General features: G+C 41.3%; 10 protein-coding genes and 1 tRNA gene. 7 read left to right on the top strand and 4 right to left on the bottom strand.

Annotated features, from left to right (window positions below):
* Positions 1–28: 28 nt before the first annotated feature.
* Both C9991_RS05735 and C9991_RS05730 read right to left on the bottom strand, forming a co-directional pair.
* Positions 29–1,570 carry a DNA recombination protein RmuC gene (locus C9991_RS05735; RefSeq protein ID WP_232823245.1) on the bottom strand — a complete coding sequence of 514 codons (1,542 nt, stop codon included), beginning with the start codon at positions 1,568–1,570 and terminating at the stop codon, positions 29–31.
* 268 nt (positions 1,571–1,838) lie between these two features.
* Complete coding sequence (locus tag C9991_RS05730; RefSeq protein ID WP_106811600.1) at positions 1,839–3,650, bottom strand: aminotransferase class I/II-fold pyridoxal phosphate-dependent enzyme; 1,812 nt, start codon at positions 3,648–3,650, stop codon at positions 1,839–1,841.
* 143 nt (positions 3,651–3,793) lie between these two features.
* Here C9991_RS05730 and C9991_RS05725 point away from each other — a divergent pair, with 143 nt between their 5' ends.
* Entirely contained in the window at positions 3,794–4,555 is a 762-nt protein-coding gene (locus C9991_RS05725; protein WP_106811599.1) for a glycosyltransferase family 2 protein, read from the top strand.
* Positions 4,556–4,583: 28 nt separating this feature from the next.
* Here C9991_RS05725 and C9991_RS05720 read toward each other — a convergent pair whose 3' ends face one another.
* Positions 4,584–5,099, bottom strand: coding sequence for a lipocalin-like domain-containing protein (locus C9991_RS05720; protein WP_198643753.1), 516 nt, complete (start codon positions 5,097–5,099; stop codon positions 4,584–4,586).
* A 62-nt stretch (positions 5,100–5,161) separates the two neighbouring features.
* Positions 5,162–6,736, bottom strand: a complete 1,575-nt coding sequence (locus C9991_RS05715; RefSeq protein ID WP_106811598.1) for a capsule assembly Wzi family protein — start codon at positions 6,734–6,736, stop codon at positions 5,162–5,164.
* A 215-nt stretch (positions 6,737–6,951) separates the two neighbouring features.
* Between C9991_RS05715 and C9991_RS05710 the strand changes: the two genes are divergently transcribed.
* The 6 genes from C9991_RS05710 (at position 6,952) to C9991_RS05685 (ending at position 15,244) form a co-directional block, all read left to right on the top strand.
* Positions 6,952–8,013 (top strand): MraY family glycosyltransferase, encoded by a 1,062-nt coding sequence (locus tag C9991_RS05710; RefSeq protein WP_232823244.1) that lies wholly within the window; start codon positions 6,952–6,954, stop codon positions 8,011–8,013.
* Between the two features lie 57 nt (positions 8,014–8,070).
* Positions 8,071–8,152 (top strand) — tRNA-Leu (locus tag C9991_RS05705).
* Positions 8,153–8,419: 267 nt separating this feature from the next.
* Positions 8,420–8,653, top strand: coding sequence for a helix-turn-helix transcriptional regulator (locus tag C9991_RS05700; protein ID WP_106811596.1), 234 nt, complete (start codon positions 8,420–8,422; stop codon positions 8,651–8,653).
* A gap of 3 nt (positions 8,654–8,656) precedes the next feature.
* Entirely contained in the window at positions 8,657–9,343 is a 687-nt protein-coding gene (locus tag C9991_RS05695) for a M48 family metallopeptidase (protein ID WP_106811595.1), read from the top strand.
* A gap of 5 nt (positions 9,344–9,348) precedes the next feature.
* Entirely contained in the window at positions 9,349–12,591 is a 3,243-nt protein-coding gene (locus C9991_RS05690; RefSeq protein ID WP_106811594.1) for a type I restriction endonuclease subunit R, read from the top strand.
* 16 nt (positions 12,592–12,607) lie between these two features.
* Positions 12,608–15,244 (top strand): type I restriction-modification system subunit M, encoded by a 2,637-nt coding sequence (locus C9991_RS05685; RefSeq protein ID WP_232823243.1) that lies wholly within the window; start codon positions 12,608–12,610, stop codon positions 15,242–15,244.
* Positions 15,245–15,251: the final 7 nt, after the last annotated feature.

Raw genomic sequence — 15,251 nt, 5'->3', positions numbered from 1 at the left:
AGTACGTGTAATTGTCGTTATTCGTTTATTATTCCTTATTCTCAATAAACACTTGGTCGTCCATTTCGGCAAGCGATTTTTTCTTCTTATTCTCCTTTGCACCAGCCTTAAGCAGATTGCGTGCTGCGGTAATGATGCTTGCACCACTGTCGGCAGTAGTAATCTTAAGCTTTGACATCTTCTTTATAGTGTCGTTCATGCTCGATTCTACATCCATAAAGCGCACACCAAAGTCTTGCACACGATCGATAACAGTGTTGGCAGCATCCATCATAGCCTGCTGATTGCTAAGTTGGCGCACCTGAGTCCACATCATCTCCAATACACGAAGATTCATATACATAGTTTGCGGACCGAGAATCATAACACCCTCATCGTATGCCTCACGCCACAGCGTGCTGTCGTTTAGCAATGCAAGGTTGAGCGCACCCTCTATGGGCACGTACATAATGGCAAAGTTGAGTTTGTTGTATCCGCTTGGCAGATACTTGGTATACTCTTTCTTGGCAAGACGCTTAACCTGAGCACGCACGCTGGCTATATGCGACTTAAGATATTCGGTTTTCTCAGGAGTACCGTCTTCGGCATTCATATATCGTTCGTAGTCGGTAAGCGACATCTTTGAATCGACAACAACATGGCGGTTGTTTGGGAAATGAAGGATAAAGTCGGGAATCAATCCCTTGCCATCATCACCCTTTGCCAGCTTTCCTGCCTTGTCCTTAAGTGTCTCTTGCGTATCAAACTGTTCGCCCTCCTTTAGCTCAAGGTCTTCAAGCAGTTGCTTAAGCTTAAGCTCGCCAAAGTTGCCTTGTACCTTAACCTCGCCAGTAAGCGCACGTGTAAGGCGGTCGGCAGTCTCGCCCAAGGCAGCACTCTTCTGCATATTAATCTTTATAGTCTCGTCAAGACGAGTAAGAGCCTCATTCTGTTGTTCCTTCGACTTGTCGAAAGCCTCTTGCATATTCTTCAGGCTTTGCTGCAATGGGTCAATAATCTTAGACACCTGCTCACGGTTGCGCTCGCCCAATTCATCCTGACGACGCTTCAACACCTCTTCTGATGTAGTTTGCATCTGCTCACGAATGAGTTTAAGCTGATTGTCAACCTGCTCGCGGTTCATCTGCCTAAGAGCCTCTATCTGCTTGTCGGCAGCATCCTTAACCTGTGCTAGTTGCTTGTCGTGCGAAGCCTTAAGCTCGGCTATTTGGGTTTCTTGCGATGATTTAAGCTCGGCTATTTGGGTTTCTTGCGATGATTTAAGTTCGGCAATATGCTTTTCGTAAGAAGCCTTGTAATCAGCCAGTTGGGTGTCAAGCTGCTTAAGATTGTTTTCAGCTTGAGCCTTCTGCACATCTCTTTCAGAGGTAAGAGTTGTTATCTGCGCATTTTGACCGGAAATGATTTGCTCACGCTCCGCAAGCTTATTGTTAAGCTCATCCAGCTGCTTATGCAAATTGTCTATCAGCTCGGTTTTGTCCTGCTGATTACCCTTGCCCCTATTGCCAAGCACAAAGCCTACTACCGTCATTGCAACGGCTACTACTGCTATAATGATATATACCACCATATTATTATTGTATTATTTAGCCTACAAAATTCGTCAAAATACTTGATATATACAAGCTAATGTCAATAATTATGCGTACCTTTTTAGGATATAAATATCTCAACAACTGATATAGAATAATAGGCAAGAAAAAGAGAAATCTATTTCTTTATTCTTGCCTATTATTATTTATAACTGTTCTGACATTCATTGTTCTTGCTTCATACTTATTCTTATGTAAATATAACTTTAGTATAAGTTTTCAAAGTATAAAACAAAGAAAAGATGTTTAAGCCAACGACTTCAACACTTCTACGAGTCGTGCATTGTCAGCCTCGTCCCTTACAGCAATTCTTACGAGGTTTCTTCCGTCCATATACTTCTTTTTTCCACAGTTGCTTATGACAATGTCTTTTTCTATAAGCAGTTCGCAGAGTTCAGCCGATGTGTATTTGTTTGTCACCTCACACAGGAAATAATTGGCTTGTGAAGGTATCACTATCAAGAAATCGATTTGCTTTAAGTCCTCATAGAATTTCTCGCGCACTTCACAGAACTTGCGACAAGCCTTACGATAGTCGTTCTCATATTTGCCGTATATCTGCATATAGAACTCTCCAAAGGAATTGATATTCCATATGCTTACCTCCTTCTTTATCTTCTGTATCAATTCTGTATCCGACGATGCGAATACACCGAGTCGTAGACCTGGTACACCATACGATTTAGAAATCGACTTCATAACCATCAAATTCCTGTTGCTTGCCAAAATGTCGTTGTGTAGCAATGAGTTTTTCTCATATTCCTCGGTGAAGTCAACAAAACTCTCGTCAACAAGTAGTTTTATGTCTTTCTTATCACACCATGCAGCAAGGCGCAACACATCAGCCTTTGGCATGAAATGACCCGAAGGATTGTCTGGATTGACGAGCATCAACAGCGACAATTGCTTGTCGTTGTAATATTCCATCAAATCATCGGCAGTATATCCAAAGTTAGAGTCGGTAGGGATAAACTGCACAATCTGTTCTTGTTTCAGACGGTTTGGATACTCATCAAACGTAGGAAATATCACTCCTACACGTCCATTGGTATGTTCCTCCATAACCACCTTTATCAGTTCGGCGGCTCCATTGCCCACTACAACATAGTCTTGCTTTATTCCGAAATACTTGCCGGCAAGCAGCGAGTTCACACCCATGCCCGATGGATAGCTTTCGAGCAAAGTATCAAAGTTATTGCGTATCTCGTCGCGCATACGCTTGGTTGGGAAGAATGGGTTAACAAGATAGCAGAAGTCGAGCAACTTGGGGAATCTCCAGAATCCTCCATATCGCTTGTGATAGAGTTGGAATCTGTTTTTGTCCTCCGAGAAGAGTGTTGAGGCTATGTCGAGGTCCTGCACATCATCAATTTCATACCACTTTTCGTTGCCAATAGGCAATGCACGTAGTGTTGTGTTTTGCAGCAATGTCAGCACACTGAGCACCTGCTCATAATACTCGTTGTTGCCCATCACCTTGCAATAAGCCTCAAGGAAAGGAATGTATTGCTTGCTTGAGAACTCACGGCTGAACTTGTATATGTTCACCGTCTTATAGTAGTCGTCAGCCTCTTCATATCTGAATCCCGCCTTAGGTATGAATTGCAGAATGCGTCGGTTGTCGTCTATCCTCACCATAGTGCCATCCATCCACTGCTCATATTTAGCCACAAGTGCAAGGTCTTTGTCTGTATGGTTGAGCAATTTGTCTATTATGCCATCCTCTACTATCAAGTCCGACTCCATTAATATGGTGTCGTCTGCGCATAAATAGTCCTTGGCAAGTGCCAGCGAATATATGTTGTTGGTCTTGTCGTATATAGGATTGTTGACAAATTCAATGTTTATGTCTGGATAGTTGGCATGTATATAGTCGATAAGTTTTTGTCCTTCATAACCAACTACAATTACTATTCTATCGAGAGAATACTTCGAAAGTTGTCTCAAGTAGCGATCGATGAGTCGCACACCGTTCACTTCGAGCATGCATTTAGTGTTGTTTTTGGTCAGTTCGCCAAGTCGGCGCCCCATACCTGCTGCTAATATTATCGCTTGCATATATATAAGTTTGTTATTATAGGTTGCATTGTGTCATGCACAATTCTTCCTTTTATGTTTCTGCAAAAATACAAATTTGTTTTGTATTTTGCAATATTTTCATAAATTCTCGTTATATATATGAATACAAAGATGGAATATCAATGACAATATCACTCATAACAGCAACATATAATAGCGGCTCTACTATAGAGGACACTCTAAAGTCGGTGCTTGCACAGACATACAAAGACATTGACTATTGGATTATAGATGGTGGTTCAAAGGACAATACAATGGAAATTGTGCGTAGATACGAACCACAGTTTGGCGGCCGTCTGCATTGGATATCCGAAAAGGATCGTGGCATATACGATGCCATGAACAAAGGTATAAGCAATAGTACCGGTGATGTAGTAGGCATACTTAACAGCGACGACTATTTCACATCAGACAATGTTCTGGAGCGTGTGGCTACAGAAATGAAAGCACATACCTCGCTCGACGCTATCTATGGAGACATACACTTCATAAAAGATGGATTCCCCAATCGTGTAGTGCGTTATTATTCATCTAAGCCATTCCACCCTATGTGGCTTCGCTTTGGCTTTATGCCTGCACATCCGTCGTTCTATGCTCGTAGAGAGGTGTTTAACAAATACGGACTTTATTCGCTTGACTACAAGATTGCATCCGACTATGATATGATGGTGCGTCTGTTCCTTAAACATCATATTAAAGCTAAATATATACCACTCGACTTTGTGACAATGCGTACTGGTGGTGCAAGTACCAACAATGTGCGCAGTCGTATGGTACTTGTAAACGAGGATGTTAAAGCATGCCGAACATACGGTTTTTACACTAACCGTTTTTTGATTAGCTTGAAATACCTATATAAGATATTTGAGTGGAAACTTTGGTAAAATGAACAATATATTGACATTCCACTGGTCAAAACCGGCGGAATGTCAATCTTAGCATTTTCGACTTTAGCACCATCTTGCTACCGTCAAGACGTTCTTTAAGAAATCCTTCTGGAATGTTGTTTATACCATAATGACGTGTTTCGTCATTTGCCACTTCTACTGGCACATCACCACCCACTTCATCATTAGGATTATCCTCATGCCAGTGGTTCTCGTACACCTTATTTATATATAAGCTGTCTGATGTCTGCTCAAAGCGCAGATACAGATGATTGATTGAGTTATTACCCATGTCCTTTGCTTCTATCAATCGCAATTGCACTCCCCAAAATATCAGTTGATTTGAGCAGTCTACAGTCTTGCCATTTTCAAGCGAGTCTATTCGTTCCAAGTGCCAAAAGCCATCGAGCTCGCCATTGTCACTCGTTTCTATCTCGCACGATGCAAGCGACATCAGCAATGCAGCAACAACAGTTGTAACAAACAGCTTTGTTAGGCTGCTTTTATTATTTGTACGGTTGCTATTATAATTTGTAATCATAACTTCCTAATTCTTAATTCGTCACTCCTAATTCGTAACTCGTCACTCCTAATTCGTAACTCCTAAAACACTCCCGACTTGCTTATCGTGAGTTGCACACCCGCATTATGTCCTAACATTTGCTGTGAGCCAAAGTCCATGGCATAACCAAGTCTTGCTTTCCATCCGTGGTTGAAACGATAACCAGTCTCTACAAGAAAACTTATGTTATGGTGCTTGCGTGTAAAAGGAATGTCGTATGTTCCCCACCCTTCCTGATAAGTACCAAGCAAGCGGTAATCGAGTCGCTCGGTAGGTTGTCCACTTATACCAAGATGCAATGCCAAAAAGCGGTTGTCGCGTACATTGATAATGCCGTCGGTATTGTATATAGGCGAACGGAAGAGCGGATTGCCCATAACCTGTCCCCAATGCTGCCATCCTGGATATACACTATGATTGTAGTAGTCGTCCAATCCAGCCACATGGTCGCTTATGTTCTGCGTGCGGTCGTGGTTGTAAGGCCCACTTTGATATTTAGTATAGATATACTCTAAGACGATATTGCGAAGCCATGTTCCATACTTCATATGAAACTCGCCACCAAGCATCATATCACGCAAAGCATACTTAAAGTAGCGGTGCTTCTTCCATACGTTCCACTCCTCGCCCTCGCCGTAACCATTATAGTCGAGCAAGAACATCTGACTATGATCCTCAAAGAAGTGGTCGGCATATACAGAGAATCGCCACAGCTCATGATCGTAGTTTATACGCATGAGCCAACTGCCCAATACGTTGCCTTCCTTATTGCCATATACTCCATCGGACGCGTCTTGACCACCTGGCACAAATGCATTCCAAAAACTCTTAAGTCCACTATCTGTAGACACTTGCACCATACCATCCTTAGTAGGTAGATATGGCTTGCCACCAAACTGTGATGCCATTTCAAGTCCAAGTTCTACTGAGATTGGGAAGTTAGAATACTCGTTGCCTATCTTCAGATAGCCAGCCTTTGAATGATAGAGCAGATTGTCGGCATACTTCGATTGCTTGCCAGTAAACTCATGTTGCCATGAGTCGTCGGTCATCATGCCATAAGCAACATGTCCCTTAAGATGCAACCATCCTCCACCAATTGGCAGTTGCCAATATTGTGGCAATGCAAGTCGCACTTGAGGCACAGGACGGGCATTGATGCCAAGTGTTTGCGAACCAGAACTAAGTCTCTGGTTCTTTAGTTCCATAGGATACTCCTTAGCTCCAACCGTCAATACACCATGCAACCAACGAGCCTCAACATATGCCTGTTGAACTACGACATCAGAAGTATAGTTCATTGCTGCCGCCATGTCAAGACAATAGCCTATAGCCCAACGGCGCACCGAGTCGGCTTGCAGTGGACGTATTACGGCAGCACGCATATAACCATTGTTCTTTTCAAGCGAACTAAGTCCATATTTGTTAGCGTTAAGCCATAATGGGGTCTTGTTGTTTGACATTGACGCTTGCATCTCTACATTGTATTCCACATCTTTCTTGAGATTAAGCTTAGATTTTTCGCGTTCCGTTTCTTGCCACGCATATTGCGCATAGCTTTGAGATGTACCAAATGTAAGAGCAAGCAATAATATTATTGCTTTGTAGTATCGCATATTACAGTTTTTGTTCTTAAACAAATTATAAAATCAAGACATTTTTATTACTATAAACGCAAAGATACTTATTTTATTGAGAAAAATATAGAGGATATACAATATTTTCACATTTCGAAAGTTATTATAAAAAGAGTGTTAATAAAATATATACTATAAATATAAAGCTACTGAATTAGATGGATTGTTACTGGTTGTATGTCGTCCTTTCATTTATGTTAAGCTTGCTTAGCGGCTTCATAATCACCCCACATATCGTTGATTTCTGTCTTAAACGCAAACTATACGATTTGCCAAACGAGCGTAAGGTTCATAAAAATGCCATACCACGTCTTGGCGGTTTGGCTTTCTTGCCTTGCATGTTTATAGCCTTTCTTATGTCGTTGTATGTGTTTAAGTGCGTAACAGACGATTTACCCTTCAATATTGGCTTATGGACTGGAGCTTTCCTTGTAAGTCTATTTATTATATATACAGTAGGTGTGGTAGATGACATTATTGGACTTGGCGCCCCGATAAAGTTTGCCGCTCAGATAATAGCTGCTTCGTTACTGCCTATATGCAATCTCTACATCAACAATCTATATGGATTTATGGGCATACACGAAGTGCCTTTCTGGATAGGCGCCCCACTTACGGTGTTTATCATCGTGTTTATCGACAATGCCATAAACCTTATCGACGGCATCGACGGCCTGGCTGGCGGCTTATCGCTAATAGCACTTACAGGCTTCCTCGTTTGTTTCAGCAGAGAGCAAATATGGACATATTGCGTGCTGATAGCCGGATTGATGGGTGTACTCACAGCCTACCTATACTTTAATATATGGGGAAGTGCGGAGAAACGACGCAAGCTATTCATGGGCGATTGCGGCTCGTTAACGCTCGGATTCATCCTTGGATTTCTTATGGTAAAGTTCTCCATGAGTTCAGATTGGGTCAAACCATTCAGAAGCGACAGTATGCTACTTGCCTATACATTGCTTATTGTTCCGTGCTTTGATGTGGTTCGTGTTGTGCTGGTACGCTTGCGCATTCATCAACCATTGTTCCAAGCCGACAAACGTCATTTCCATCACAAGTTGCTTCGCATAGGTATGAGCCAGCACAGAGCACTTGTAGCAATCCTTATACTACAATTATTATATGTATTGTTGAACTCCATGCTGAACGGCGTAATTGGTATAACTTACATAGTAGGTATCGACATCGTCATATACATGACAGTCCATCTCATATTGGACTATAAACTAAAAAAGATAGAATCTATAGAATAAAATCCGCCATATTATTTTGTTATTTGCAACAAAATTATTACCTTTGCACCCGCAAATGCGCCTGTGGCGGAATTGGTAGACGCGCTAGACTTAGGATCTAGTGTCTTACGACGTGTAGGTTCGAGTCCTATCAGGCGCACCTGAGAAAATCCTAACTGCTTGATATTGAGCAGTTAGGATTTTTGCTTTTATGTTTTTGCCGAGTTTTTGCCGAGTTAATTTACTTGTATCTGTTATATTCTCGGCAAATTCATTTTTTATATTCAAAATCCTGCCTTTAAAATCTATGGCTGGATATATTAATATGATTTTATTGAATATACCCCTTATTTACGCATACAAAATACGTTATAGTTTGAAAAATTGAATTTAATTCACTATCTTTGCACTATAATTTTTGGGCAACATGGAAGATATAAATAGAATAAAACTTGTACTGGTAGAAAAGAAGCGTACAAATAAATGGCTTTCTGAACAAATGGGAGTAACCCCTTCTACGGTGTCAAAGTGGTGCACCAACTCATCACAGCCAGATTTAGGCAGCCTGCTAAAAATTGCAGACTTGCTTGAAGTGGATTTGAGAGAGTTAATAGTACGTGAATATAAATCTTATCTATTATCGCAAGAGAACAACAAATAAGTAATGTTAGTCAATGGTATCGAAATAGAAATTGAGCACAAACCCATCAAAAACTTACATTTGGCAGTTTATCCGCCAAATGGGAGGGTTCATGTATCTGCCCCTAACGAATATACTGATGAACAAATAAAGCTGTTCATCCTCAAAAAATGGGTATGGATAACCTTAAAACGAAAGGAAACGATGTCCTATACCATACAAGACGAAAGAGAATATATTTCAGGAGAAGCACATTTCTTCAAAGGTGAACTTTATCGACTGAAAGTTATTAGGGACAAAACTTGTACTCATCATGTAGAGATACGAGGGGACTACATTATTATATATGTGTCAGAACACACTTCCAAAGAAAATATAGCCAATGTTTTATGGACTTGGTACAAAGAACAATTAACACCAATAACAGAACGGCTTGTTGCAAAATGGGAGCAAATTCTTGGGGTGAAAGCAACAACTTGGACTATTCAACAAATGCAATCCAGTTGGGGCAAGTGTCACAAAGAAAGTGGCAAAATCATGTTCAACCTCCAGTTGGCAAAGAAACCATTAAACTGTATTGAATATGTGATAGCTCATGAACTCACTCACCTCATTGAGCAAAACCATACAGACAGGTTTCGACACATTCTCGGAACTTACCTTCCAGGATGGCAAAAAATAAAAGAACAATTAAACGAATTTCCTCTATAAGAGATATGGCAAACTATCAAGAACAAAAAGAACGAGAGTATCAAAATGCTCTCGTAAAGCGTTTCCAAGAAGAACTTGGATATACTTATCTTGGCAAATGGCAGTATGCTAAAGGTGCTAATGTAAACAATATGGGTGTAGCCAACTCACCGATATTGGATGACGAAGTACGCTCTTTTCTGAAAGAACAAGGTCGTACAGAAATGCAGATAGAGGACGTTTTGGTAAAATTGAAGGATAAGGCTCGCCTTGGTGATTCCAATATGAGTAGTCTCATACAGTGCAATACAGATTTGTACGATACACTGATAATGGGTATTAAGTCACAACCATCACCAGAGGAGAATCATGAAGATGTAATGTTTTTCGATTTCGACCATCCACAAAACAATCACTTTGCGATTGCAGAAGAGGTTAGTTATATAGACCCTCTCCTTGGAAAAAACAAGCGTCCCGACATTGTGGTTTATGTGAACGGAATAGCACTTGCAGTCATTGAACTGAAACGAAGTTTGGTCAACTACGAGGAAGGCATTAAACAACATCTTAGCAACGAACGTGATTTTATACCATCATTTTTTACCACAACACAGTTCACCATTGCCTCAAATGATGATGTGGAGTTTCGTTATGGAACAATAGGTACTCCTCTTCCCTTTTGGTGTAAATGGAAAAGAGATACAAATAAAGTTGGTGACACTATTACAGAGAAAGAAGCATACCGTCTGTTTTTCGACAAGGAGAACTTTATGTTCTTCTTTCATTATGGTGTACTGAATGATGGTGGCATTAAGAAGGTATTACGCCCTCATCAGATATATGCCATTAAAGCAGCTGCTAAAAGAATGCCTCAAAAAGAAAGTGGAGTCATTTGGCACTCGCAAGGCTCAGGAAAGAGTCTTACGATGGTAGCTTTGGCTTCCTATATCCAGAAGAACTTTTCCAATCCTCGTGTCGTTGTGATCACCGATCGAAAGGAACTTGACTTACAGCTTGCTGGCACTTTTGTAAAGGGAGGCAACAAACTTCATCATGCAGAATCGTGCAGCGACCTTCTTGATACATTAAACAAGGGAGACGAATGGCTAATCTGTTCGTTAATTCACAAGTTTGGCGCACACAATCATAATGATGAAGCTGAAAAGGATGAGTCTGGAACAAAAGTCAGCCTTGATGAGTATCTGAATGAACTGCAAACTATCATTGCAAAAAAATATGGTAATCATTTCAGTGTAAAAGGTGACAACATCTTCGTATTTGTTGATGAATGTCATCGAACCCAGAGCGGTCGCCTCCATGAAGCAATGCGTGCTATCATGGGAAAGGAAGTCATGCTTATAGGTTTTACCGGCACACCTTTACTGAAGAAAGACAAAGGAGACCCATACAATGCCATTAAGAGCATGTCAGAACGCACATTCGGACCATATATTCACAAATACCTTCACAAACAAGCAGTTGAGGACAAGGTTATCCTTGACCTACAATATGAATACCGTAATGTGGAACAGCAACTTACGAGCAAAGAGAAGGTTGACCAAAAGCTTGCTGCACTTACAGCAGGGCGTGAACTTACCCCAGAGCAAAAGCAAATGGTGGAAGAACGTTGGGCAACAATGGAGCGTATCTATTCCACCAAAGAACGCATAGAACGTATTGGTTACAGCATTCTCGATGACTTGAATTATGGTTTACTGAAACACGATTGGTGTAACGCCATGCTCATAGCAGGCTCAATTTTCCAGGCCTATCGTTATTATAAGTTTTTCTCAAGTAGCGATTTGAAAGGTAGATGTGCAGTTGTAACAAGTTACGACCCTACGGACCGTGATATAGCCAACAACTCTGCCGATAATAACAAGACTACAGAAGCAAAGTTCAAGTACGACTGGGCGAAGAAATCGTTTGAAGAAGCTGGAGTAAAGAATGCTGATGAGTATGAAAAATGGGCAAAAGAGCTTTTCGTGAAGCGTCCTGCCCAGATGAAACTTTTAATAGTAGTCAACAAGTTGCTTACAGGCTTTGATGCCCCTTGCGCCACTATTCTCTATATAGATAATGAAATAAAAGACCATACGCTGTTCCAAGCAGTGTGTCGTGTCAACCGACTTGGCGAGGACATCAAAGATGACAATGGCGACATTATAGTCAAGACTCACAAAGAATTTGGACGCATTGTTGATTTCAAGAATCTTTTCAACAGCATAGAAAATGTTGTCACCAAGTTCAATGATGGTTCAGGTTTTGAAGGACTCGATGATGTGGACATAGATGGATTTCTGGATAGTGCAGTGAATAAATGCAAGGAAAAACTTCTTGCTGCCACAGAAGCATACGAGGGATTAAAAACTATTTGGGAGAGTAAAAGTTTGAACGATTTGGAGGTTTTGTCTGAATATTATATCAAGGAATATGATGGCGAAGAACCTGCGCAAGCTCGCCGTAACATCATGTATAGTATTACAGGAAATATGGTCACTGCATATAACAACATGTCGGACTATTTCTCAAAAACAGATTTCACGGCAGAACAAATAAACCATTTCGCCTCACTTTCACGAGAAGCGGGAACGGTTCAGCGAAAAGTCAAGCAAAAATCAGGTGATGACTTTGACCCAAAGACGCTTGACCCCGATATGCGTCAACTTCTTGACCAACACATTAGGGCGGAGGATGCAGAAACATTCATTCCATCATCGGCAGATTTCTCATTTCTTGACCTCATAAATGACTCTACAGACACCGAAGAAGCAACCGAAAAAGCCATCCTCGAAGCAGGAGGTAATGCCAATGGAGCAGCAGAGGCTATCGAAGGTAAGGCTCGCCGAGTAAACACAGACTGGAACAGCGGTGATGCGGAGGAATATAAACTTTTCAGTGACAAATTGCAGGCACTCCTTGAAGAACTAAAGGCTCGCAATGCCACGGCAAAAGAAAAGATTGAAGCTTTGATAGAACATATTAAGGCTATCAAACATGGCAATGACGCACCATCCGACTTGGCAAACAAGCGTAGCAAAGCTCTATGGAACAATCGTGCCACATGGCATGCTCCAGAAGACAAGGATGAGACTATCCGCATCATCAAGACAATAGATGAATTCATATACAAGAATGCTGGGCGTAATTGGCAAGACCCTGACAGCAACGCAAGTTGGGACTTGCGTGATGACTTACAGGCTTTGTTCCCTGCAATGACCGAGCAAGACATTTATGAAATTTACCGCCTTGCTTCACAGAACTCATAATTAATATACAAATAATATGGCTATAAAAAAATCACAATTATACAGTGCACTTTGGGAGTCATGCAATGCTTTGCGTGGCTCTATGGATGCCAGTCAATATAAAGACTACGTTCTCATCGTTCTCTTCATCAAATATCTATCAGACAAAGCTGGACAACCTGGCTTCCGTCTGAAAGTTCCAGAAGGGTGCTATTTCAAAGATTTTGTAGCTCTCAAACAAAACGCCCAAATTGGAGAGCTTATCAACCAAAAGCTGGAGGCTATCAAGGAAATGAACGCTCGGCAGATAGGCGACCTTGCCCTTCCAAACTTCAACGACCCAGACAAGTTGGGCAGCGGCAAGACTATGGTTGATACCCTATCTCGATTGATTGCTGTTTTTGAAAACGACGCACTTGATTTCTCACGTAACCGTGCAGCTGACGATGATTTGTTGGGCGATGCTTACGAGTACTTAATGAAGAACTTTGCTGCTGAAAGTGGTAAGAGTAAAGGACAGTTCTATACTCCTGCCGAGGTGAGTCGTGTCATGGCGAAGGTGCTACGAATCAACGAACTTGACCGTGCCGAGCAAACCATTTACGACCCTACATGCGGTTCTGGCTCTCTCTTGCTTCGTGCTTTGGCAGAAGCAAGCAACCCTCGTGTGTCTATCTGTGGACAGGAAAAGGATAGTAGCACGGCTGCATTGGCAAAACTCAATATGCTTCTCCATGGAGTCAGCAATGCAGAGATAAAGGTGGGAGATACTTTGGGCAATCCTCAGTTCACTCAATATGGTATGTTGAGCACCTTTGATGTTTGTGTGGCAAACCCTCCTTTTTCACAGAAGAACTGGCTTGCCTCAGACATGCTTCCCGACCAATATAATCGTTGGACAGCCAACCTGTTACCACCAGCAAAATGTGGAGACTATGCTTTTTTACTGCACCTCATCAGTTCCATGAAAGCTGATGTTGGACGTGGCGCTTGCATCTTGCCTCATGGTGTACTATTTCGTGGAAATGCCGAATATGATATCCGTAAGGATATAATCGAAAAACATTACATCAAGGGTATAATCGGTTTACCTCCAAATATTTTCTTTGGTACAGGTATTCCTGCTTCCATCATCATCATAGACAAGAAAAACAAGGATAGCCGTAAGGGCATCTTTGTCATTGATGCCAAAGACGGCTTTACGAAAGATGGTGCGAAGAACCGCCTTCGTGAACAGGACATCAAACACATCGTAGATGCTTGGGATGCTCAGCAAACCATACCACATTATTGCCGATTGGTAGAATGGAGTGAGATCGAGAAGAATGACTACAATTTGAATATTTCTCGTTACATCCAACCTATAGACACTGAGATTCAGCACGACATAGAAGCTCATCTGCATGGTGGGCTTCCAGCTACCGATGTTGAAAACATGGAAATCTTTTGGAAGGCTTGCCCAACTTTGAAGGATAAACTTTTCTGTGATGCCAACAATGGATACTATTCCTTAAAGCCTAAAAAAGAAGAAGTTAACGATGTCATAGACAACGATTCATCCTATAAAGCACAAGGAGAAGCTTTTGCCAAAGTATTAAATGGATGGAAAGAAGATGTCGAACCAAAGATGATGGCTATCAATCAAGGTGTCCATCCAAAAGAATTGATTGCCGACTGGTCTGAAAGTCTATTAGCGAAAACTATGGAGCATAGTGGACTCGTAGATGCTTATGATACCTATGATGTCCTGCTAAACTACTGGGCAGATACCATGCAAGATGACTGTTATATGATTTCCAACGACGGGTGGACTTATCCAGAAGTGAAAGCCATCAAGGTAAAGGAAGTCAAGGAAAAGAAGAACAAGAAGGATGATGGCAGCGATACTGAAAGCAATAAGTCTAAGACAAAAGAGATACCTTGCATGTATGATGAGATAGTATGCGACCTTCTTCCTGTAAATATTATACTCGATGAATATTTTTCAGACGAGAAACATCATATTGATATCCTAAAAGCAAAACAAGAAGAAACAGAGTCTTTGATACAAGAATTGACAGAGGAGCATGAGGACGATTTCAATGGCTATGACAAAGTTAATGAACTAAGAGCAGCATACAAATCTGCAACTTGCAAGAAACCGATAAAAGGGGAAAAAGAAATTTTGTTAGCTTTGGCAGAAATGCCAAACAACAACAAAAATGCAAAACTTGCAAGAAACTCCTTTATTGCAGAGCATCAAGACGTTTTTGCTGGATGGGAAAAATTCAACAAAGCGGATATCAATAGAAGAATTGGTGAAATTGAAAATTATCGTCCTCTTCTTTCTGACACACTTGTTGTGTTTAAGGAGTATCTTGACAAAAATGACGAATTGACTTCTCTGAAAGCTCAAACCAAGGAACTGACGACAACACTGACGAATAAGGTGGTAGAGAAATACGCCTCTCTCACTGAGGATGAAATTAGAACACTTGTTGTTGAACGCAAGTGGCTCGCCACGGTCATTGGCGGTTGCATGGCATTGATGCAGTCAGTCACTCATCGCATTGGTACAGAAGTTGCTTCACTTGTGGAACGGTACGAAAACACCCTACCTGAGTTGACAAAAGAGGTGAGTGAATATGAGAGTGAGGTAAACGGCTACCTTGCCGAAATGGGTTTTACGCTTTAACGAAGAA

Origin of the sequence: Prevotella merdae (genome assembly GCF_900290275.1) — a bacterium.
GTDB lineage: Bacteria > Bacteroidota > Bacteroidia > Bacteroidales > Bacteroidaceae > Prevotella > Prevotella merdae.
Note: the sequence above shows the minus strand (reverse complement) of the source record. Positions and strands in the feature narration are given on the sequence as shown.